This is a genomic window from Variovorax flavidus (assembly GCF_030317145.1).
In the GTDB taxonomy this organism is placed as follows: Bacteria; Pseudomonadota; Gammaproteobacteria; order Burkholderiales; family Burkholderiaceae_C; genus Variovorax; species Variovorax flavidus.
The window spans coordinates 197088-217312 of the sequence record NZ_JASZYE010000001.1; the positions used below are offsets into that span (position 1 = coordinate 197088).

At 66.2% G+C, this 20225-nt stretch carries 21 protein-coding genes and 1 riboswitch; of the genes, 15 read left to right on the forward strand and 6 right to left on the reverse strand.

The window, feature by feature from the left end:
• Nucleotides 1-43: 43 nt before the first annotated feature.
• Nucleotides 44-1738 (reverse strand): dihydroxy-acid dehydratase, encoded by a 1695-nt coding sequence (gene ilvD, locus QTH90_RS00960; protein ID WP_286662677.1) that lies wholly within the window; start codon nt 1736-1738, stop codon nt 44-46.
• A 98-nt stretch (nt 1739-1836) separates the two neighbouring features.
• Here ilvD and QTH90_RS00965 point away from each other — a divergent pair, with 98 nt between their 5' ends.
• The 7 genes from QTH90_RS00965 (at nt 1837) to QTH90_RS00995 (ending at nt 9321) form a co-directional block, all read left to right on the forward strand.
• Entirely contained in the window at nt 1837-2763 is a 927-nt protein-coding gene (locus QTH90_RS00965) for a LysR family transcriptional regulator (protein WP_286662678.1), read from the forward strand.
• A gap of 109 nt (nt 2764-2872) precedes the next feature.
• The gene (gene lgt / locus QTH90_RS00970) at nt 2873-3700 is read left to right on the forward strand and encodes a prolipoprotein diacylglyceryl transferase (RefSeq protein ID WP_286662679.1); all 828 of its coding nucleotides are present in this window, start codon (nt 2873-2875) and stop codon (nt 3698-3700) included.
• A 126-nt stretch (nt 3701-3826) separates the two neighbouring features.
• Nucleotides 3827-4495 carry a GntR family transcriptional regulator gene (locus tag QTH90_RS00975; protein ID WP_286662680.1) on the forward strand — a complete coding sequence of 223 codons (669 nt, stop codon included), beginning with the start codon at nt 3827-3829 and terminating at the stop codon, nt 4493-4495.
• A complete protein-coding gene (locus QTH90_RS00980; protein ID WP_286662681.1) occupies nt 4492-5928 on the forward strand; it encodes a malonyl-CoA decarboxylase in 1437 nt (478 codons plus the stop codon). The genes QTH90_RS00975 and QTH90_RS00980 overlap by 4 nt, the downstream gene beginning before the upstream one ends.
• A 72-nt stretch (nt 5929-6000) precedes the next feature.
• Nucleotides 6001-6990, forward strand: coding sequence for a Bug family tripartite tricarboxylate transporter substrate binding protein (locus QTH90_RS00985; protein ID WP_286662682.1), 990 nt, complete (start codon nt 6001-6003; stop codon nt 6988-6990).
• On the forward strand, nt 6987-7763 hold the full coding sequence (locus tag QTH90_RS00990; RefSeq protein ID WP_286662683.1) for an enoyl-CoA hydratase/isomerase family protein: 777 nt from the start codon (nt 6987-6989) through the stop codon (nt 7761-7763). The genes QTH90_RS00985 and QTH90_RS00990 overlap by 4 nt, the downstream gene beginning before the upstream one ends.
• Nucleotides 7764-7770: 7 nt before the next feature.
• A complete protein-coding gene (locus QTH90_RS00995) occupies nt 7771-9321 on the forward strand; it encodes a malonate--CoA ligase (protein ID WP_286662684.1) in 1551 nt (516 codons plus the stop codon).
• A 4-nt stretch (nt 9322-9325) separates the two neighbouring features.
• On the opposite strand, the gene QTH90_RS01000 is transcribed toward QTH90_RS00995, so the two are convergent.
• The 5 genes from QTH90_RS01000 to QTH90_RS01020 form a co-directional block, all read right to left on the reverse strand.
• Entirely contained in the window at nt 9326-9751 is a 426-nt protein-coding gene (locus tag QTH90_RS01000) for a universal stress protein (protein ID WP_286662685.1), read from the reverse strand.
• 65 nt (nt 9752-9816) lie between these two features.
• Entirely contained in the window at nt 9817-10260 is a 444-nt protein-coding gene (locus QTH90_RS01005; RefSeq protein WP_286662686.1) for a universal stress protein, read from the reverse strand.
• Nucleotides 10261-10363: 103 nt separating this feature from the next.
• Nucleotides 10364-11179 carry a sulfite exporter TauE/SafE family protein gene (locus tag QTH90_RS01010; protein ID WP_286662687.1) on the reverse strand — a complete coding sequence of 272 codons (816 nt, stop codon included), beginning with the start codon at nt 11177-11179 and terminating at the stop codon, nt 10364-10366.
• Between the two features lie 374 nt (nt 11180-11553).
• Nucleotides 11554-11871, reverse strand: a complete 318-nt coding sequence (locus QTH90_RS01015; RefSeq protein ID WP_286662688.1) for a cell division protein ZapA — start codon at nt 11869-11871, stop codon at nt 11554-11556.
• Nucleotides 11871-12095 carry a DUF904 domain-containing protein gene (locus QTH90_RS01020; protein ID WP_286662689.1) on the reverse strand — a complete coding sequence of 75 codons (225 nt, stop codon included), beginning with the start codon at nt 12093-12095 and terminating at the stop codon, nt 11871-11873. Before QTH90_RS01020 ends, QTH90_RS01015 begins: the two co-directional genes overlap by 1 nt.
• 39 nt (nt 12096-12134) lie before the next feature.
• Nucleotides 12135-12373: riboswitch (cobalamin riboswitch) on the forward strand.
• A gap of 81 nt (nt 12374-12454) precedes the next feature.
• Between QTH90_RS01020 and QTH90_RS01025 the strand changes: the two genes are divergently transcribed.
• The 8 genes from QTH90_RS01025 to QTH90_RS01060 all read left to right on the forward strand — a co-directional run bounded on the left by QTH90_RS01025 (nt 12455) and on the right by QTH90_RS01060 (nt 20225).
• Nucleotides 12455-14338: a TonB-dependent receptor domain-containing protein gene (locus tag QTH90_RS01025; protein ID WP_286662690.1), complete on the forward strand. Its 1884-nt coding sequence runs from the start codon at nt 12455-12457 to the stop codon at nt 14336-14338.
• The gene (gene cobU, locus QTH90_RS01030; protein WP_286662691.1) at nt 14335-14904 is read left to right on the forward strand and encodes a bifunctional adenosylcobinamide kinase/adenosylcobinamide-phosphate guanylyltransferase; all 570 of its coding nucleotides are present in this window, start codon (nt 14335-14337) and stop codon (nt 14902-14904) included. Before QTH90_RS01025 ends, cobU begins: the two co-directional genes overlap by 4 nt.
• Nucleotides 14901-15764 (forward strand): ABC transporter substrate-binding protein, encoded by an 864-nt coding sequence (locus QTH90_RS01035; RefSeq protein ID WP_286662692.1) that lies wholly within the window; start codon nt 14901-14903, stop codon nt 15762-15764. The genes cobU and QTH90_RS01035 overlap by 4 nt, the downstream gene beginning before the upstream one ends.
• A 28-nt stretch (nt 15765-15792) precedes the next feature.
• Nucleotides 15793-16797, forward strand: coding sequence for a FecCD family ABC transporter permease (locus QTH90_RS01040; RefSeq protein WP_286662693.1), 1005 nt, complete (start codon nt 15793-15795; stop codon nt 16795-16797).
• An 11-nt stretch (nt 16798-16808) separates the two neighbouring features.
• Complete coding sequence (locus QTH90_RS01045) at nt 16809-17585, forward strand: ABC transporter ATP-binding protein (RefSeq protein ID WP_286664435.1); 777 nt, start codon at nt 16809-16811, stop codon at nt 17583-17585.
• A 19-nt stretch (nt 17586-17604) separates the two neighbouring features.
• A complete protein-coding gene (gene cobO / locus QTH90_RS01050) occupies nt 17605-18174 on the forward strand; it encodes a cob(I)yrinic acid a,c-diamide adenosyltransferase (RefSeq protein WP_286662694.1) in 570 nt (189 codons plus the stop codon).
• Nucleotides 18175-18270: 96 nt separating this feature from the next.
• Nucleotides 18271-19227 carry an adenosylcobinamide-phosphate synthase CbiB gene (cbiB, locus tag QTH90_RS01055; protein WP_286664436.1) on the forward strand — a complete coding sequence of 319 codons (957 nt, stop codon included), beginning with the start codon at nt 18271-18273 and terminating at the stop codon, nt 19225-19227.
• The gene (locus QTH90_RS01060) at nt 19224-20225 is read left to right on the forward strand and encodes an aminotransferase class I/II-fold pyridoxal phosphate-dependent enzyme (RefSeq protein ID WP_286662695.1); all 1002 of its coding nucleotides are present in this window, start codon (nt 19224-19226) and stop codon (nt 20223-20225) included. The genes cbiB and QTH90_RS01060 overlap by 4 nt, the downstream gene beginning before the upstream one ends.

A 20225-nucleotide genomic window follows, 5' to 3' on the forward strand; every position in this document is an offset into this window, starting at 1 on the left:
GATCCGCGGTATTCACTGGCTTTAGAGTCTGGGACTCGCCTATTTAGAACTTGTCGAGTACCGCGCCTGAGCTGGCGCTGGAGGCGTTGAAGGCGAACTTGGCTTGCACGCCGCGGGTGTAGCGGGGCGCAGGGGCCTTCCAGCCTTCGCGGCGCTTGGCGATCTCGGCGTCGGGGACGTTGAGTTCGAGCTTGAGCTGATGGGCGTCGATGGTGATGGAGTCGCCTTCGTTGACGAACGCGATGGTGCCACCGGCCGCGGCTTCGGGCGCGACGTGGCCGACCACCATGCCCCAAGTGCCGCCGGAGAAGCGGCCGTCGGTGATGAGGCCGACGCTTTCGCCCAGACCGGCACCGATCAGCGCGCCGGTCGGAGCCAGCATCTCCGGCATGCCGGGGCCGCCCTTCGGGCCGAGGTAGCGCAGCACCATCACGTCGCCCGCCTTGATCTTGCCGTCAAGGATGGCTTGCAGCGCCGATTGCTCGTCGTCGAACACGCGTGCGGGTCCGGTGATGACCGGGTTCTTGAGACCGGTGATCTTCGCGACCGCGCCTTCGGGCGAGAGGTTGCCCTTCAGGATGGCGAGGTGGCCTTCGGCGTACATCGGATTGCTGATCGGACGGATCACTTCCTGGTCGGCGCGCGGCTGGTCGGGCACGTCCTTCAGCACTTCGGCGATGGTCTGGCCGGTGATGGTGATGCAGTCGCCATGCAGCAGGCCCGCGTTCAGCAGCACCTTCATGACTTGCGGGATGCCGCCAGCCTTGTGCAGGTCGACGGCGAGATACTTGCCGCTGGGCTTCAGGTCGCACAACACCGGCACCTTCTTGCGCATGCGCTCGAAATCGTCGATGGACCAATCCACGCCGGCCGTGTGTGCGATCGCCAGGAAGTGCAGCACCGCGTTGGTCGATCCGCCAGTGGCCATGATCACGGCCACCGCGTTCTCGATGGCCTTCTTGGTCACGATGTCGCGCGGCTTGATGTCCTTCTTGATCGCCTCGATCAGCACCTTGGCCGATTCCTTGGCGGAGTTGGCCTTCTCGTCGTGCGGATTGGCCATGGTCGACGAGTAGGGCAGCGAAATGCCCAGCGCCTCGAAAGCGGAGCTCATCGTGTTGGCCGTGTACATGCCGCCGCAGGAACCCGTGCCCGGGATCGCGCGCATCTCGATTTCCTTCAGGTCCTCGTCGCTCATGTTGCCGGCGGCGTTCTGGCCGACGGCCTCGAACACGCTCACGATGTTCAAGTCCTGGCCCTTGTACCTGCCCGGCAGGATGGTGCCGCCGTAGACGTAGATGGCCGGCACGTTGGCGCGCAGCATGCCCATGAGGCCGCCGGGCATGTTCTTGTCGCAGCCGCCGACGACCAGCACGCCGTCCATCCATTGGCCGCCGACGCAGGTCTCGATGCAATCGGAGATGACTTCGCGGCTCACGAGGGAGTACTTCATGCCTTCGGTGCCCATCGCCATGCCGTCCGAGATGGTGGGCGTGCCGAACACCTGGGCGTTGCCGCCGGCTTCCTCGATGCCGGCGATGGCCGCATCCGCCAGCTTCTGCAGGCCCGAGTTGCAGGGCGTGATGGTGCTGTGGCCATTGGCCACGCCGACCATCGGCTTCTTGAAGTCGCCTTCCTCGTAGCCCATGGCGTAGAACATGGAGCGGTTCGGCGCGCGGCTCTTGCCTTCGACGATGTTGGCGCTGCGGCGGTTGATCTGGATCGTTTTGGTGTCCATCGTGTGTCTCGTGGGTCGGGAATCGGGGACGCCAAGTATCGGACGATTGATTGATTGGTTCCAATCCGTTTTTTGTGTCCGATTGATATGCTCGGCATATGAAAGAAGCCTGGATCGACTTGCGCGCCTGGCGGCAGTTCGTCGCCGTCGCCGAAGAACTCCATTTCGGCCGCGCCGCTCAGCGCCTGCACATGACGCAGCCCCCAGTCACGCAGGCCATCGCGCAGATCGAGAAGACGCTGGGCGTCGTGCTGTTCGACCGCACGCGGCGGCGCGTCGCGCTCACGCCGGCTGGCGAGGCGCTGCTGCCCGACGTCCGCGAACTGCTGGCTCGTGCACAGGCGCTACCGGCGCGGGCCAAGGCGGCGGCTGCAGGCGAGGTGGGCCGCGTACGTCTCGCTTTCGTCTCCACCATCGGCTTCGAGCGCCTGCCCGCGTGGGTGCGTGAGTTCCGCATCCAGTGCCCGGAGGTGGCACTGGAGCTGGTCGAAGCCACCGGCGACGTGCAGCTCGAAGCCATTTCACGCGGCGAGATCGATGCCGGCCTGATGCTGCATTCCCCCGGCTTCGCGCCGCCGGGCCTGGACCGGCTGGCGGTTTCCGAGGAGCCCCTGGTCCTTGCGCTGCCGGCCGGGCACCCGCTGGCGAAGGCGAGCAAGGTGTCCCTCGCCGACGCTCTCGCCGAGCCACTCGTCATCTTCCCGCGCCGTATCGTCCCGTCGCTGCACGACGCCATCTTTGGTCTGTACCACGCGGCCGGCCGGGCCCCCGAAATCGCGCAGGAAGCCATCCAGATGCAGACCATCGTGAACCTGGTGTGGGGCGGCCTCGGGGTCGCCTGGGTCCCCGAAAGCGTCACGCAGTTCCGGCGCTCCGGCGTGGTCTACCGTGCCGCGGGCGAGTTCGAGCCCGCCGGGCGCCGTCGCTCGGCCGTACCTCTGCCCAGCTGCGAAACCAGCCTCGTTTGGCCTGCCCACGCCAACAACCCGGCCTTGGCTCGCTTCATCAGCTTCATCAAGGCCTGAAGTCCGGAATGCCACCGGGTCCGGCTCCGCTGATCTGCGGAGATTGCCCCCTGCAAGAGGGGAGGCGGCCACAGGAAGTGGGCAAGCCTCGGGGTGTTTTAATCCACCCATGCTCATGTACCCGCAGATCAATCCCGTGGCCCTGCAGCTCGGGCCGATCGCCATCCATTGGTATGGCCTGACCTATCTCGCCGCTTTCGCGCTGTTCTTTTTTCTCGGCACGCGCAGGCTGCGGCACGAGCCGTTCCGCTCCATCACCGGACCGGGCGCCTGGACCCGCAAGGACCTCGAAGACATCCTTTTCCTCGGCGTGATGGGTGTGATCGTCGGAGGCCGGCTGGGCTACTGCCTGTTCTACAAGCCAGGCTTCTATCTCACGCACCCGCTCGAGATCTTCTTTGTGTGGCAGGGCGGCATGAGCTTCCATGGCGGGCTGCTGGGCGTGATCGCCTCGATGGTCTGGTTTGCGCACTCGCGTTCGCGGCCCTTCTGGCAGGTGATGGATTTCGTGGCGCCCTGTGTTCCCACCGGGCTGGCCGCGGGCCGCGTCGGCAATTTCATCAACGGCGAGCTCTGGGGCCGCTTCAGCAGCCCGGACCTGCCTTGGGGCATGGTGTTTCCGCAAAGCGGATCGATGCTGCCGCGCCATCCTTCGCAGGTCTATCAATTCCTGCTGGAGGGGCTGCTGCTCTTCGCGCTGCTGTGGCTCTATGCCCGCAAGGAACGGCGCGAACGCCGGGTGTCCGCGGTATTCCTGATCGGCTACGGCCTCATGCGCTTCATCGCGGAATATTTCCGCGAGCCGGATGACTTCCTCGGGCTGCTCGCACTCAATATGAGCATGGGGCAATGGCTCTGCGTACCGATGATCGTGTTCGGCGTCTGGCTTTATGTCAGCGCGCCTGCCCAGAGGACGGTCGCGACCGCGCGAGCCTGAGCGCTGGCCGCGTGGCAGGGTATTTCCGAGGGCAGAAATGCTTTGCTTGCGGGGCGTGCAGTTCTGATAATTACGCGTAATTTCCAGAAATCACAGTCGACTCCGAATTGAATCTTTCGCCTGCCCATGCGCCTCGTCCACAACTCCCTGCACGACGAAGTCGCCGCCACCCTGCGCGAGGAAATCTTCGCCGGGACGATGGCGCCGGGCAGCTTTGTCGATGAGGCAGCGCTGTGCGCGCGCCTGGAGATCTCGCGCACGCCGCTGCGTGAAGCGCTGAAGGTGCTCACGGCCGAAGGGCTGCTGCGGCACGAACCGCGGCGCGGCTGCTTCGTGGCAGAGGTCACCCAACGTGACTTGGACGACATCTTTCCGGTGATCGCACTGCTGGAAGGTCGTTGTGCCTGGGAGGCTGCACGCAATGCGAGCGACGCCGACCTCGAAGCCCTCGAAACCTTGCACCTCAGGCTCGCGAAGAACGCGCGTGCCAGGCGCATCAACGAGTACTACGCCACCAACTTCGCGATCCACGAGGCCATCATCATGCTGGCCGACAACCGTTGGCTCGCGCAGGTGATCGGCGATTTGCGCAAGATCCTCAAGCTCGCGCGGCTGCAGCAGCTGCATGCGCCGGGGCGGCTGGACCAGAGCCTCTCGGAGCATCTCGCAGTGTTCGCCGCGCTCAAGGCGCGCGACAGCGACGGCGCGGAGGCCGCGATGCGCACCCATCTCAACCGGCAGCGCGAAGCCCTGCGGGCGGTTGCGCTGCAACAGAAGGCCAAGCTCATTTCATGAATGCCAGCGACTGGATCACGCGCAGCGTCTCGCGCTTGCGCCCGGGAAACGACCCGGAAGCGAAGAAGACGGCATCCACTTCCGGCCCGCGACCGCTGGCCGACCGGCTGGAGGCCACGCTGCGCCGCAACGGCGAGGCGCTCGCGCCGCGTGCGCTGCGCCGCGCGCTGGTCGAACTCCAGGCGGTGGTCGACCCCAGCGTGAGCGAGGTCGAGGCAGGCCGCCGCGCCCACGCAGTCGTGCAGTGGTACGCCGGCCGCGACCTGGATGAGCGGCGCGACATCTGGCTGCTCATGAGCGAACGCTTCGCGCCTGACGTGCAAAAGCTCAGCAGCGCCCGCGACCGGCACGAGGCCGCCGTCGGTACGCCCGACGAAGGGCAGGCCGAGGTGCACTTGCGGCGTGCGCTGGCCTCTCCGCGTGCGCGTCTGCTGCAGCGCTTTGCCATCGACCCCGACGGCATGCGTTTCCTGGTCGACCTGCGCGCCGAACTGCTGCCGCACCTCAAGGGTGACCGCCGGCTGGTGCCTCTGGACGCCGAGCTCGAACACCTGTTCTCGACATGGTTCGACGTGGCTTTCCTGGACCTGCGGCGCATCAGCTGGGACTCGCCGGCCTCCCTCATCGAAAAGCTGATCCAGTACGAGGCCGTTCACGACATCAAGAGCTGGGCCGACGTCAAGAACCGGCTCGACAGCGATCGCCGTTGCTACGGTTTCTTCCACCCGCGGCTGCCGAATACTCCGCTGATCTTTGTGGAGGTGGCGCTGGTCGACAAGGTCAGCGAAGGCATCGTGCCCCTGCTCGACGAAGCGGCTGCGCTGGTCAAGCCCGACAAGGCCACGACCGCGATCTTCTATTCGATCAGCAACACGCAGACCGGCCTGCGCGGGGTGAGCTTCGGTGACTCGCTGATCAAGCGCGTGGTCGAGACGCTGCAGGAAGAACTGCCGCGCCTGAAGACCTTCGCGACGCTGTCGCCGATCCCGGGGTTTCGCGCGTGGCTCGCCAAGCACGCGGCCGGCATGGTGGAGCGGCTCGACGAAAAGCGGGCGACGGAGCTGGGCCGTGTCGTCGGCTCGCTGCCGCCCACGGCCGAGCGCTTTCTGGCCGCGGCCGACGAGACGAGTGCGCTCGATGCCAAGTCGCCGGTGCGCCAGCTGTTGCTGAATTCGGCTGCCGAATACCTCGGCCGGGCGACCGCCGACGGCAAGCCGGTCGATCCGGTCGCGCGCTTTCATCTGGGCAACGGCGCCCGGGTGGAGCGCCTCAACTGGGCCGGCGATCCCTCGCCCAAGGGGCTGAAGCAGTCCTACGGGCTCATGGTCAACTATCTCTACGATCTGAAGCGCCTCGACAAGCATCGGGCGCTGCTGGCGCAAGGCAAGGTCGCTGTGTCCGGCGACATCGACGATCTCTTCCTCAAGAATTGATTGGCAGAGGGCCTATTCCAGCGCGCCGAAGGCCCCGGCGCACGAGAGTCCACAACGACAGGAGACAAGCAAATGACCCCCAATTTCCAGCGGCGCGACGTGTTGCGCCTCGCCGCCGCCACCGCCACCGCGGTTCTATCCGGTGGCGCGGGCGCCCAGGCCGGTTGGCCGACCAAACCGGTGACGATGATCGTTCCGTTCCCGGCAGGCGGTGGTACCGACGCCTTCGCGCGGCCGCTGTCGGCGCAGTTCAGCCGGATCACGGGCCAGACGCTGGTGATCGACAACCGGGGCGGCGCTGGCGGAACCCTGGGCGCCAGCATCGCGGCGAAGGCGCAGCCGGACGGCTACACGCTCTTCATGGGCGCCGTCCACCATGCCATCGCGCCGTCGGTCTACCCGAAGCTGGACTACGACATCGTGAAGGACTTCGTGCCGCTGATGCTGTTGGCCAATGTGCCGCAGGTGGTCGTTGTCAATCCCAAGCGCGTGACCGCAGCGACGCTGAAGGAATTCATTGCCGCCGCCAAGCAGAACCCCGGCAAGCTCAACTACGCTTCTGCCGGCGCGGGGACCTCGCACCACCTGGCGGGCGAGTTGTTCAAGATCCAGACGGGCACTTTCATCACGCACATTCCCTATCGGGGCGCCGGTCCCGCGCTGCAGGACCTGATCGCCGGCAACGTCGATGTGATGTTCGACGGACTCGGCTCATCGGCGCAGCACATCAAGGCGGGCCGTATCAAGGCACTGATGGTCGCAGGCGGCAAGCGCAACCCCGCCTTTCCCGACGTGCCGTGCGCGGCCGAGGTCGGGCTGCCGGACTACACCGTGACCACCTGGTACGGCCTCTGGGCCCCCAAGGGCACCCCCGCCGACGTGCAGTCGAGAATCATCGACGACATGAAGAAAGCGCTCGCAACCGATGAGCTCAAGACCATCTGGGCCAGTAACGGCTCGGAGATTCCAAGCCTCTACGGCCCCGCATACGGTGCGTTCGTGAACGCCGAGATCAAGCGCTGGGCCGAGGTGGTCAAGGCTTCGGGAGCCAAGCTGGAATGACGGCTTCGATCCGGTTGTGCAGCGAGGGCCCGGTCGCGTTCGTGACGCTTGCAAACGCGAGCAGGCTCAACGCGATGACGCGCGCCATGTGGCGCGAACTCCGCGCCGTCTTCGAAGGGCTGGCGCAGGATGCGTCGCTGCGCTGTGTCGTCGTCGTGGGCGAAGGCGCGGCCTTCTGTGCCGGAGGCGACATTTCCGAGTACCCGTCCTTCCGTTTCGACGAAGCGCGCCTGCGCGAATTCCACGAGAACGAAGTGTGGGCCGCGCTCGCCGCGATGCTGGCCTGCGAGTTGCCGATGGTGGCCCGCATCGAAGGCGCCTGCATGGGCGCCGGCCTTGAAATCGCGAGCTGTTGCGACATTCGCCTGGCGAGTGCTTCGGCCAGGTTCGGCGCGCCCATCGCGAAGCTGGGCTTTCCGATGGCGCCGCGCGAGGCGGCGCTCGTGCACGGCGCGGTCGGCGACGCGCTCGCGCGCGACATGCTGCTCGCCGCCAGTGTGCATGGCGCCGATCGCCTCTACGACGCTGGCTTCCTGTTGCGCGTGCTGCCCGATGCGGAGCTGACCGCAGAGGTTCTGGCCCATGCACATCGCATTGCCGCGCTGGCACCCGAGGCCGCTCGACTCAACAAGCGCACTTTCGCGGCCCTCCGCCGATCCGCGGGGCACGAATCGATCGGGCCGCTGCTCGCGGCCGCCTACGACTACGCGGACTCCACCGAGCATCGTGAAGGCATCGCGGCCTTCCTCTCCAAGCGCGCACCCGTCTTCTGAAAACACCATGACCGAACCGACCAACGCCAATCTCTTCGCCGCACTGCGCGCGGCTTTTCCGTCCGACCTCGACCAGATCGCGATCGAGACCGATGACGGGCTTCTGTATTCGTGGCGAGACCTCGACCGCGCGAGCGCGATGATCGCCAACCTTCTCGATGCACTGAAGCTCCAGGAGGGCGCGCGCATCGCCGTGCAGGTCGAAAAATCCGTCGAGGCCTTGCTGCTCTATCTCGCCACCCTGCGCGCAGGGTATGTCTTCCTGCCGCTCAACACCGCCTATCGCGAAGCGGAGATCGAATACTTCATCGGCAATGCCGAACCGGAGGTCGTGGTCTGCAGCAGCGCGAACGCCTCGTGGGTTGCGCCCATTGCCACGGCGGCCGGTACGCGGCATGTCTTCACGCTCGACGACAACCGCAAGGGCACCTTGCTCGAAGTGGCTGCGCAATGCAGCGACAGGCACGCCGTCGCGCGGAAGGCGGACGACGACCTTGCCGCCATCCTCTACACCAGCGGCACCACGGGTCGCAGCAAGGGCGCCATGCTCACGCATCGCAACCTGCGGTCGAATGCCGAAGTGCTGAAGGACTATTGGGGTTGGCGAACGGCGGAGCAGGGCGGCGACGTCCTGATTCATGCATTGCCGATCTTTCACGTCCACGGGCTCTTCGTTGCGATCCACGGTGCGCTCATCAGCGGCAGCAAGATGATCTGGCTCAACCGCTTCGATCCGAAGCGCGTGGTGGCGCGCTTGCCCGAGGCCACGGTGTTCATGGGCGTGCCGACCCTCTATGTCCGCATGCTTGCGGAGCGCGGCCTTACGCGCAAGGCGTGCAGCAACATGCGGCTCTTCATCTCCGGTTCGGCGCCGCTCCTGATCGAGACTTTCAACGAATGGCGCGAGCGCACGGGCCACACCATCCTCGAACGCTACGGCATGAGCGAGACGGTGATGCTCACCTCCAACCCCTACAAGCCGGTTGCGGGAGAGCGCCGTGGCGGCACCGTGGGCTTTCCGCTGCCCGGCGTCCAGCTTCGCGTGCGCAACGACGCAGGCGAGGCGTGCCCGACCGACGAGATCGGCCATATCGAAGTCGATGGCCCCAATGTCTTCGCTGGCTATTGGCGCATGCCGGAAAAGACGAAGGAGGAATTCACCGCCGACGGCTACTTCAAGACAGGCGATGTGGGCAAGGTCGACGGACTCGGCTACGTGACGATCGTCGGACGCAGCAAGGACCTGATCATCAGCGGCGGCTACAACGTCTACCCGGCCGAGATCGAGGGTTACATCAACGAGATGGCCGGTGTTGCCGAAAGTGCCCTGGTGGGCGTGCCGCATGCGGACTTCGGCGAGGTGGGCGTAGCAATCGTGACACCACGCCCGGGTGCATCGCTCGACGGCGAGGCGATCATCGCCGAACTCAAGTCGAAACTCGCGAACTTCAAGATTCCCAAGCGCTGCTTCGTGGTGGCCGAATTGCCGCGCAACGCGATGGGCAAGGTGCAGAAGGCGCTGCTGCGGGAGCAGCACAAGCGCCTTTTCGAGGGCTGAGTCCTTACTGCACCAGCAGCACGGAGATATCGGTTTCCGCCACCACCTTGGTGGCGACCGAGCCCATCAATGCGCGGCCGAAGATGCCATGGCCGTGGGTGCCCATCACGATGAGGTCGACCTTGGCGGCCTCTGCTGCCTTGAGGATCTCTTCGGCGGCATGGCCGTGCCGCTGGTCGATGACGTAGTTGGTGATACCGCCCTTCGCGAGCAGCGCCTTGACCGGGTCGATCACCTTCGCGGTTTCCTCGGCGTAGTAGTCGGTGATCACTCCCTTGCTGAGATGGCGTGCCACGTGGCCCGGAACGCCGATGCATACGTGCACCAGTACCAGTTCATTGCCGTCGACGAACATGGTCCGATGCTTGGCCAGGTATTCGATGGCCTTCTGCGTGTGCGAGCTGCCGTCAATGGCGATCAGGATCTTCATGCACTACCTCTCGATGTTTCGCAGTCCGCGGCGAAAGCACCGCGCGACCTCGTTATAAACCGGTATCAGCGCAGCACCAAGACCGGCAATTCGGAGTGCGTGAGCACGTGCTGGGTTTCGCTGCCGAGCAGCAGTCGCTTGATGCCCTTGCGGCCATGCGATGCCATCACGATCATGTCGCTCTTGTGCTTCTTCGCGGCATTGACGATCGCCTCCGCCACGAGGTCGGAACTGACCGTCACGGTCTTGATCTTCACGCCGCTGGCCTTGGCGCGCTTGGCGACGGCATCGAGCGTTTCCTGCGCGGCATCCGCCCATTGCTTCTCGATGCGCGCGACGTCTTCGGGCGTGAAGACGGCGGCGCCGTCGAAGTAGTTCTTGGGGTAGCGGGGCACGACCGTCAGCGCGACCAACTCGGCTCCGTTCTGCGTTGCAAGCTCGATGGCGCTCGCCACGGCCTTCTTCGAAAGCGGAGAGCCGTCGGTGGCAACCAGGATGCGCTGGAACATGGAGTTCTCCTGAGTACGAGTGCACAGACTTTAAGCGAGGCACGGCGCCGTGTGTTGCGCCACCTCAAGCTTTCCGGACTGCGCCCGTGCCCGCGCCGCTATCTCAGCCGTGCAGCCCCTTCCAGAGCATGTAGGCAGCCAATACGTAGAGGATGCTCGCGAACACCCGCTTGAGTTTGCTTACCGGCAGGCTGTGCGCCGCCTTGGCCCCCAGTGGCGCGATGAGAAAGCTGCAGATCGCGATCACGCCCAGCGCGGGCAGCCAGATGTAGCCGAAGGACCCTTCCGGAAGTCCCTGTACCGATTGGCCGCTCCAGACATAGCCGACCACGTTGGCGACCGCGATCGGAAAGCCCAGCGCTGCGCTGGTTGCCACCGCGTTGTGGATCGCGACGTTGCACCAGGTCATGAAAGGCACGCTGATGAAGCCGCCGCCAGCGCCGACCAGTCCGGAGATGAAGCCGATGGCGCCGCCTGCGCCCAGTTGGCCGGCCGTGCCCGGCATCTGGCGCGTGGGCTTCGGCTTCTTGTCGAGGAACATCTGCGTCGCCGAAAAGCCGACGAACAGCGCAAAGAAGATCGCGAGCGCTGTGCCCTTGAGCAGCGCGAAGACGCCGAGGCTGCCGATCAGGCTGCCGATCACGATGCCGGGTGCGAGACGCCGCACGATGTCCCAGCGCACGGCGCCACGCTTGTGGTGCGCGCGTACGCTGGAGATCGACGTGAAGATGATCGTCGCCATCGAAGTCGCAATCGCCATCTTGACCGCCAGGTCGGCGGCCACGCCACGGTTGCCCAGGATGATCGTGATGAAGGGCACCATCAGCATGCCGCCGCCGATGCCGAGCAGGCCTGCGAGAAAGCCGGTGCCGACGCCGAGCAGGGCGAGTTCGGCGATCAGGATGGGTTCGATCGTCATGAAAGCAAGCGAGTCCAGAAAAAAGCCACGGCCCCGTGGGAGGGGCCGTGGCCGTCATGAATAGGTGTCTGCGAGTGTGGGCCGGACTCGCATCCTGAACCGGGGTTCAGGTGGGCGAGGGCAGCAAGGCTTCGGGTTCATCTGACGCGAGATGATCACACCCGCCGAGCGATATACCAAGCCCTGCTCCGTAGAGCATTGGAACAAGGACATATAGAGCCCGACGCGCACCGCAGACACGGTGGATTTTACGCCCACCGCAACCCTCTGTGGCGACCCCGGATCGGTAACAGCACGGAATCGGCTTTGCCGGCCGCAGGTGCTGGCCCCGGAAGGGCGGGCGAAACGACTCGAACTGCGCAGCGTGCGGCGAGTTACAGCAGATGGCCGTCGCCGGCCAGCGCCTGGTCGAGACGCTGTATCAACTGCGACGCACGCGCGTCGTCGGGGCCGGCATCGGGCGCTGCCGCGGTTTCCGGGGCAGGCGCGGCCTCGCGCTGCACGAGGTCGAAAGCCAGGTTGAGCGATGCCAGCACCGCGATGCGGTCCCGCGCCTTCACCTTGCCCGCGTCCCGGATCTTGCACATGGCGGCATCGACTCTTTCGACTGCTTCACGCAATTGCGCTTCGCCGCCTTCGGGGCAGCCGAGCAGGTAACTCTGGCCCATGATCTGGACTTCGATTTGTTTCATCAGGTAGAGGATGCGTCTTGGGAGGGATCGGCCGGCAGCTGCTCGAGCAAGGCATCGAGCCGTGTGCGCGCCGCGGCGAGCCGGGACTTGAGCGCATCGCGTTCGCGCGTGAGCGCGTCCACCTGGTCCTGCAGCAACGCATTGGTGCGCTGTACTTCTTCATGGCGCACGAGCAGGCGTTCGACTCGCTCGGCGATCTGTTCAATACGGCTGGATGCAGGCATGGGGGGCGATTGTAGATTCCGGCGGTGGCGGGTTTCCACCTAAAATCCCGCGCGTTGGTGCTCGCGCCGCGGTTCACGCGTCGCAGTTCAACGGGAAGCAGGAGTCGAGGCCCCCCAGGGCCGAGCCAGCCTGCGCTGCCCCCGCAACGGTCAAGCAGACGGCGCCCCATGGGTGCCGCCCTCGTCAATCAGCCACTGGATGCCCTGAAACAGGCACCTGGGAAGGCGACGAGGGTCGCGCTGCCAGCCCGGATACCGGCCAACGAGGCGGCTGCCGCATGTCTGAAAGCATGCGCGCGGCCATGACGTCCAAGCACCGGCGGGGAAGCCGGTGAAGGACATTGATCTTTGTCGCTCCCATGAAAATTTGCGTTTCCTCCATCCGCGCCGCCCGGTGTGCTTCGCCGTGGCCGCTCGCGCGCGCCCATGCCGTGTCCCTGTCGGTCGCTCCCTTGCTGGCGGGGCTTGCCCTTCCCGCGCTCTCGCAAGGCACGACGCCCGCGCTCCCCGAGACGGTCGTGACCGCGACCCGCACGCCGACGCGCGTCGATGAACTGGTGTCCGACACCGTCGTCATCGAGCGCGCGCAGATCGAGCAGCTTGCGAATCGCACCTTGCCCGACATCCTCGCGCGTCTCGCGGGTGTCCAGGTGTCGGCCACCGGCGGGCGCGGCAAGACGAGCAGCGTGTTCATCCGCGGCGCCGAGGCGCGCCACTCCATTCTTCTGATCGACGGCATCCGCTATGGATCGGCCACCGCTGGCACGCCCTCCTGGGAAAACATTCCCGTCGAGATGATCGACCGCATCGAAGTGGTGAAGGGGCCTGCCTCGGCGCTGTACGGCAGCGATGCCGTGGGCGGGGTGGTGCAGATCTTCACCCGCAAGGCCAATGCAGGCGACCCGGCGTTCAGCCCGCGGGCGTCGGCCACGGTCGGCACCGACAGCTACAAGCAGATCACGGGCGGCTTCAGCGGCGCCTCGGGGGCTGCGACCTATTCGCTGGACATCCAGCGCACAATCGACAGGAGTTTTTCAGCGACCAACAGCAAGGTGCAGTTCGGCAACTACAACCCTGATCGCGACCCCTTCTCGCAAAGCGCGGTCAACGCTTCGCTGGGCTACCAGATCAACCCCGATTGGAAGGTCGACGCCGGCATTCTGTATGCCGACGGCCTGAACCACTATGACGACGGACCGAACCGCGACACCCGCGGCACCTTGCGCACGCAGACCGCGTATGTCGGTGCGCGTGGCGCGGTCATGTCGAACTGGACGACCCAACTGCGCTATGCCCGCAGCGAGGACTACAGCCGAGCCATCGTGGCCGCGCCCTTCAACCTGCCGGGACTGTTCGAGACAGTGGAGAACCAGTATCTCTGGCAGAACGACATCGCCACGTCGATCGGCACGGTGATTGCGGGGCTCGAGAGTCGCGAGCAGAAGGTCAACAGCGACACGCGGTACTCGGTGACCGATCGCACCATCAACTCCGGCTTTGTCGGCCTCAACGGCAATGCCGGCCCGCACAGTTGGCAGCTCAACGCGCGGCGCGACAGCAACTCGCAGTTCGGCGACAACAACAACTGGTTCGCAGGCTATGGCTACCGGATCACGCCGAACTGGCGGGTCAACGTCTCGCAGGGCACCAGCTTCGTCGCCCCGACGTTCAACCAGCTTTACTACCCAGGCTTCGGCAATCCTGCGCTGCAGCCGGAAGAGGGCAAGAACACCGATGTCGGCATCACCTGGACCCAGGGCGCTCATACCGTGAAACTGGTGGGCTACGACAACAAGATCAACGGCTTCATCACCAACGAGACGCTGCCTCAGAACATTCCGCGTGCGCGTATCCAGGGCGCGACGCTGAGCTACGACGGCCAGTTCGGCGATGTCGGATTGCACGCGAGCTACGACTCGCTCGATCCGCACAACGAGATCACCGGCAAGCTGTTGCCCCGGCGGTCGAAGGACCAGGCGACGCTCGGCATCGACTACGCGGCGGGCGACTGGAAGCTCGGCGGATCGGCGCTGTACGTGGGCAGTCGATTCGACGACGCTGCCAACCTGCGTTTCCTCAGCAGCTACACCACGGTCGACCTCTACGCGGAATATCGCTTCGCGAGGGAATGGTCCGTGCAAGGCCGTGTTGCGAACGTAGGCGATGTGGAATACGAAACGGCGTACGGCTACAACCAGCCCGGCCGTGCCTTCTACCTGACTCTGCGGTGGCAGCCGAAGTGAGCATCGCCCGCCGCGAACTGATCCTCGGTGGTCAGAGAAGCGGCAAATCGCGCCGCGGCGAGCAACTCGCCGCGGCGTGGCTTTCGCAGTCGCCCGCGCACCGGGCGGTCCTTGTCGCGACGGCGCATGCGCACGATGACGAGATGCGCGCGCGCATCGAGCGTCACCGCAACGATCGAGCAGTGCGCGTGCCTGCGATGTCGACGGTGGAAGAGTCCATCGCGCTCGCGCAAGTCATCCGCCAGCACGCCAGCCCGGAGACGCTGGTGCTGGTCGACTGCCTCACGCTCTGGCTGACGAACCTGCTGATGCCGGTGAGTGGGCCGATGGATGCGATGCCTTTGGTCGACCCGGCAGTTGACGACCTGCTCGAAGCGATCAAGGGATCGGCCGGCCCGCTGGTGCTGGTGGGCAACGAGATCGGCCTGGGGGTGATTCCGCTCGGCCGCGAGGTGCGTGCGTTCGTCGATGCGCTGGGTCGCCTCAACCAGGAGGTGGCCGGCGCCTGCGACCGTGTCACGATGATGATGGCGGGGCTGCCCATGACCCTGAAAGAACCCGAATGAATTTTCTTGCAAGGCTGGTCCTCACCGGAGCCTTGGCCCTGCTGGCCGCCGCGGCGCAGGCGGTCGTCGTGACCGACGAGCGCGGCGTGAACGTGGACCTGCCCAGGCCGCCGCAGCGCATCGTCACGCTGCTGCCGTCCTTGACCGAATTCGTCTGCACCATGGGCGCCTGCGATAGGCTGGTCGGCGTCGATCGCTATTCCAACTGGCCGGATTCGGTTCGTGGATTGCCGCAGGTCGGCGGCGGCATCGATCCGAACGTCGAGGCCATCGTCGCGCTGAAGCCCGACGTGGTGTTGCTCGCCAAGTCGTCGCGCGTCACGGAGCGCCTCGAAGCATTGGGACTCAAGGTGCTCGTGCTCGAACCGAAGAGCCACGCCGACGTGCGGCGAGTGCTTGATGTGCTCGGGCAGGTACTGGGCACTAACGATGCGCAGCGCGCGTGGCGCGCCATCGACGCCAGCGTGTCGGCCGCGGCGCAGTCGCTGCCCGCCAGCGTGAGGAATACGCGCGTCTACTTTGAGATCAACAGCACGCCGTATGCGGCAGGCGAAGACTCCTTTATCGGCCAGACACTCGCACGACTCGGCGTCCGGAACATCGTGCCGGCCTCGCTCGGGCCGTTTCCCAAGCTCAACCCGGAATTCGTGGTCCGCGCCAATCCCGACTTGATCATGGTCGGCGAGCGCAGTGCGCAGGGGATGGAGCAGCGGCCGGGGTGGGGCGGCATCAAGGCAGTGCGCGAAGGCCGCATCTGCCGTTTCACGGCTGCGCAATCGGACGTGCTGGTGCGGCCCGGCCCTCGCATGGGCGAGGCGGCGCGGCTGATGGCGCAGTGCCTTCAGGAGAAGGCGAAGTGACCGGCCACGCCGCAGGAGGTCAGCGCGCGTGAAGAACCAGCATCGCCGCGCGCTGGTGTTGGGTGTCGTGCTGCTGGCGCTGGCCGCTGGGCTGTTGTTGCTGGGGGCAGGCATCGGCAGCACCGGGTTCGAGAGCGTGCTCGCGGCACGGCACGATCCGGTTGCGCTGCAGATCGTCTGGGACATCCGCCTGCCGCGTACCTTGGGCGCGTGGCTCGCGGGTGCGTTGCTCGGGCTTGCGGGCGCTGTGGCGCAGGGACTGTTTCGCAATCCGCTGGCCGATCCCTATCTGCTGGGCAGCGCTTCCGGTGCGTCGCTCGGCATGGCTGTCGCATTGATGATGTTCGGCGTGTCGCCGGTGAGCACGCAGTGGGTCGTGCGTCTCGGGTTGACGGGCGCGGCTTTCATCGGCGCAGTGCTGGCGGTGTTGCTCACGCTGGCACTGGCGCGCGGCGTGCAGCAGACCCTGCGCCTGCTGCTCGCCGGCGTGATCGTGGGCGTGGTGCTCGGTGCAGCCAAGGACCTGATCACCATCGCCTCGGCGGACATTCTGCAGGCCATCCAGGGCTTCATGCTCGGCAGCACCGGGCTCGTCGGATGGAGTGCCTGTGCCGTGATGGGCGGGCTCGGCGCCTTCTGCCTGTTGCTCGGCTGGGCCCTGGCGCCCATGCTCGACGGACTGGCGCTTGGCGAGGCGACTGCCAGCAGCCTGGGGCTGCCGCTTGGCGCGATGCGCGCGGCGCTGGTCGCGGTGCTGGCTCTTGCCACTGGCACGGCCGTGGCACAGACCGGGCTGATCGCCTTCGTCGGACTCGCGGCGCCGCATCTGGTGCGCTCGGCCGTGAAGACCACGCACGCGCGTCTGATCGTGCTGTCGAGTGCCATGGGCGGCCTGCTGTTGATGACGGCCGACCTGCTTGCGCGCTGGCTGATCGCGCCGCAGGAACTGCCGGTCGGCGTGCTGACCGCGGTGCTCGGCGGAAGCTATCTGCTGTGGCTCATGCATCGGCGCAGTGCGCGGGGTGGCATGTGAGCGCGCCCGCCATCACCCGAGAACCCGCGCTCGAAGCGCGGAGAGTCAGCGCCACGCTGGGCGTCACCGAGGTGCTGCATTTCATCGACCTCACGCTGGCGGCCGGTCGCTGGACCAGCATCGTCGGGCCCAACGGCGCGGGCAAGTCGACCTTGCTCAAGGTGCTGGCAGGCCTGCTGGCGCATGGTGGGGAGGTCAGGTTGCTCGGGCATCCGCTCGGCGCCCTGTCCGGGCGGGCGCGTGCACGTCGGATGTCCTGGCTCGGCCAGGGTGGGGCGGGCGAGGGCAGTGCGGACGACCTCATGGTGTACGACGTCGCCATGCTCGGCCGGCTGCCGCACCAGCGCTGGCTCGCGACACCGAGCGAAGCCGACCGCGCGGCGGTCGAGCGCGCGTTGCGCTGCACACAGGCCTGGGATTGGCGCGATCGCCCCCTCGGCCAACTCTCGGGCGGTGAACGACAGCGCGTCCTGCTGGCGCGTGCGCTGGCCGTCGAAGCCGAAGTGCTGCTCATGGACGAACCGCTCGCCAATCTCGACCCACCGCACCAGGCCGACTGGATGCAGACGACCCGTGAACTCGTCGCCAACGGCCGCACGGTCGTGAGCGTGCTTCACGAACTCAACGCCGCGCTCGCCGCCGACGCCATGGTTGTGATGGCGCGGGGCCGCGTGCTGCATCACGGCGCCTGCGACGACACCGCCACCCACCGCGCGCTGGAAGCCGTGTTCGACCAGCGTGTGGTCGTGCACCGCGTAGCGGATCACTGGATGGCTGTTCCCAAATAGCGAATCACTCACTTCACTCATGCAAATCGAAAATCCACCGAGCGAGAAGCCCTACGAGAAGCCCGAAGGCGAACGCCGAGGCGTCGTCATCGTGAACACGGGCGACGGCAAGGGCAAGAGCACGGCGGCCTTCGGGCTTGCGCTGCGCGCGCACGGCCGGGGCAAGGCCGTGAAGATCTACCAGTTCATGAAGGTGCCGACGGCACGCTTCGGCGAGCACCGGATATTCGAGCAGATCGGCATCCCCATCGAAGGCCTGGGCGATGGCTTCAGCTGGAAGAGCCAGGACCTGGAGCATTCGGCGCAACTGGCCCGCGATGGCTGGGAGAAGGCCAAGGCGTCGATCCTGTCCGGTGAGTATTTCCTCGTCGTGCTGGACGAGATCACCTATCCGTTGATCTACGGGTGGCTGCCCCTCGAAGCCGTGCTGGAAACGCTACGCGCGCGGCCGAGGGAAATGCACGTCGTGCTGACGGGACGCCGCTGCCCGCCCGAAATCATCGAACTGGCGGACACGGTCACCGAGATGCAGATGATCAAGCACGCCTTCAAGGCGGGTGTCCCCGCCCAACGCGGCATCGAAGACTAGACGCTGCCGGCCTTTCTGGTGATCACCCTGGCAGTCTCCCCATGGCTCTTTCCCCCTGCGGGAGAGGACTGGAGCTGGGTTGGGGGCTCGCCAGCCTTGGCGTCCATCGCAGCCCTCTGGCTCGCCCTGGCCCTCGACCATTGGTGGGGCGAACCTGTCGCACGATGGCATCCCGTCGTGTGGTTCGGCCGCTACCTGGGATGGGCCGGCCGACGCATCGCGCCGCCCCCGGTCGCCGGCGCGACCCGTGATCTCTCTCGTTTTACCGCTGGCACTGTCGCCTGGTGTGCGGGTGCCATCGTGGTGATGATCGTGGCCTGGAGCCTGGCCGCCGGTCTACGGCACCTGCCCGAGTGGGCTGCTGCCTTGTTGACAGGCATCGCGCTCAAGCCGTTGCTGGCCTGGCGCATGCTGCGCGATGAAGTGCTCGCGGTCGAAAATGCGCTCGGCCATTCGCTTGACGCCGGCCGCGCGCAACTCGCAAGGCTTGTCAGCCGCGACGTCAGCAAGTTGAGCGCCAGCGAGGTTCGCGAGAGCGCCATCGAATCGCTGGCCGAGAACCTCAACGATTCGCTGGTTGCGCCGGTCTTCTGGTTCGTGCTCGTCGGACTGCCGGGCGCAGCGGTGTATCGCTTCGCCAATACGGCCGATGCGATGTGGGGCTATCGCGGCGAACGTGAGGGCCGAGTGTGGGAGTGGGCCGGCAAATGGGCTGCGCGGGCCGACGACGTGCTCTCCTGGCTTCCGGCCCGTCTCACGGCGCTGCTGCTTCTGGGCTGCTCTTTCTTCTCCTGCACGAGAAAGGGAGCGCGTGAGGTCCGTTCGGAGGCGCGAAAAACCCCGTCCCCCAACAGCGGTTGGCCGATGGCCGCGATGGCCCTGTCGCTGGGCGTGCGGCTCGCAAAGCCGGGTGTCTACGCATTGAATCCGGCGGGACGCCCGCCGTCCACGCCGGACACACTGCGCGCAGTGGCATTGGGGAATCGAATGGTCATAGCGGCCGCGCTTTGCGCCACACTTGCGCTCGGCTCCATGGCATGGGGATCGCGATGACTTCATCCCACATCTTCGAGTCTCTGCATGGCGGCACCGATGCCCAAGGTGCAGCGCCGCACGATTTCTCCACCAATGCCAATGCCTGCGGTCCTCGCCCCGCGACGCGGCTGGCACTCGAACGCGTGGACGTCGGACGCTACCCCGATCCGCTCTACACCACTTTGCGTGAACGGCTCGCTAGTTTTCACCAGGTCGACGTCCGGCGAATCGTGATCGCCGCGAGCGCCAGCGAGTTCATCGGCCGCATCACGGCGGCCGTGGCGCAGGGCGACAGCCGGCGCGTCTGGGTGCCCCGGCATTGCTACGGCGACTACCTGCGCGCCGCAAGCGCATGGCGCTTCGAGCCGGAGCCCGAGGTGAGTGCTGCGGATCTGGTGTGGTGCTGCGATCCGTCCAGCCCGCTCGGCCAGCCGGGTGAACGCGCGGATGTGGTGACGCAGTTGCGCGCTGAGGCGACGTGCGTGGTGGACCTGGCCTACGAGCCGCTGCGCCTGCAAGGGGCATTGGCTTTGGGGCGAGACCAACTGGACCGCATCTGGCAGCTCTGGACCCCCAACAAGGCCCTCGGCCTCACGGGTATCCGCGCCGCCTACGCCATTGCGCCGCTCGATGCCCCGGACATGGCGAGTCGCCTCGAACGTCTGGCACCTTCCTGGCCCTTGGGCGCGCATGGCGTTGCCCTGCTCGAATCGTGGACCGGCGAGAGCGCTCAGAAATGGCTTGGCAAGAGCCGGGTCAAGCTCAAGGCCTGGAAGGCGGAGCAACGCGCGATGTGCGAATCGCTCGGATGGGTGTGTGAGTCCAGCGTCGCGAACTACTTTTGCGCGAAACCGGACTTGCCGTATTCAGGGGCACGCGTCTCCGAGCTCAGGGCGGAGGGCATCAAGCTGCGCGATACAGCTTCGTTCGGCATTCCCGGGCATGTGAGGTTGGGGGTGCTGCCGCCCGCCAGCCAGGCCGCGCTGCAACGGGCATGGATCGCGTCGCGACCCTGA

Excerpts from the sequence above, each read along its gene's own strand:
- QTH90_RS01015 (WP_286662688.1), bottom strand. The coding sequence starts at position 11,871 with ATGAAACAAATCGAAGTCCAGATCATGGGCCAGAGTTACCTGCTCGGC.
- QTH90_RS01010 (WP_286662687.1), bottom strand. The coding sequence starts at position 11,179 with ATGACGATCGAACCCATCCTGATCGCCGAACTCGCCCTGCTCGGCGTC.
- ilvD (WP_286662677.1), bottom strand. The coding sequence starts at position 1,738 with ATGGACACCAAAACGATCCAGATCAACCGCCGCAGCGCCAACATCGTC.
- QTH90_RS00965 (WP_286662678.1), top strand. The coding sequence starts at position 1,837 with ATGAAAGAAGCCTGGATCGACTTGCGCGCCTGGCGGCAGTTCGTCGCC.
- lgt (WP_286662679.1), top strand. The coding sequence starts at position 2,873 with ATGCTCATGTACCCGCAGATCAATCCCGTGGCCCTGCAGCTCGGGCCG.
- QTH90_RS01060 (WP_286662695.1), top strand. The coding sequence starts at position 19,224 with ATGACTTCATCCCACATCTTCGAGTCTCTGCATGGCGGCACCGATGCC.
- QTH90_RS00985 (WP_286662682.1), top strand. The coding sequence starts at position 6,001 with ATGACCCCCAATTTCCAGCGGCGCGACGTGTTGCGCCTCGCCGCCGCC.
- QTH90_RS00990 (WP_286662683.1), top strand. The coding sequence starts at position 6,987 with ATGACGGCTTCGATCCGGTTGTGCAGCGAGGGCCCGGTCGCGTTCGTG.
- QTH90_RS01035 (WP_286662692.1), top strand. The coding sequence starts at position 14,901 with ATGAATTTTCTTGCAAGGCTGGTCCTCACCGGAGCCTTGGCCCTGCTG.
- QTH90_RS00975 (WP_286662680.1), top strand. The coding sequence starts at position 3,827 with ATGCGCCTCGTCCACAACTCCCTGCACGACGAAGTCGCCGCCACCCTG.
- QTH90_RS00980 (WP_286662681.1), top strand. The coding sequence starts at position 4,492 with ATGAATGCCAGCGACTGGATCACGCGCAGCGTCTCGCGCTTGCGCCCG.
- QTH90_RS01020 (WP_286662689.1), bottom strand. The coding sequence starts at position 12,095 with ATGCCTGCATCCAGCCGTATTGAACAGATCGCCGAGCGAGTCGAACGC.
- cobO (WP_286662694.1), top strand. The coding sequence starts at position 17,605 with ATGCAAATCGAAAATCCACCGAGCGAGAAGCCCTACGAGAAGCCCGAA.
- QTH90_RS00995 (WP_286662684.1), top strand. The coding sequence starts at position 7,771 with ATGACCGAACCGACCAACGCCAATCTCTTCGCCGCACTGCGCGCGGCT.
- QTH90_RS01000 (WP_286662685.1), bottom strand. The coding sequence starts at position 9,751 with ATGAAGATCCTGATCGCCATTGACGGCAGCTCGCACACGCAGAAGGCC.
- QTH90_RS01025 (WP_286662690.1), top strand. The coding sequence starts at position 12,455 with ATGAAAATTTGCGTTTCCTCCATCCGCGCCGCCCGGTGTGCTTCGCCG.
- QTH90_RS01005 (WP_286662686.1), bottom strand. The coding sequence starts at position 10,260 with ATGTTCCAGCGCATCCTGGTTGCCACCGACGGCTCTCCGCTTTCGAAG.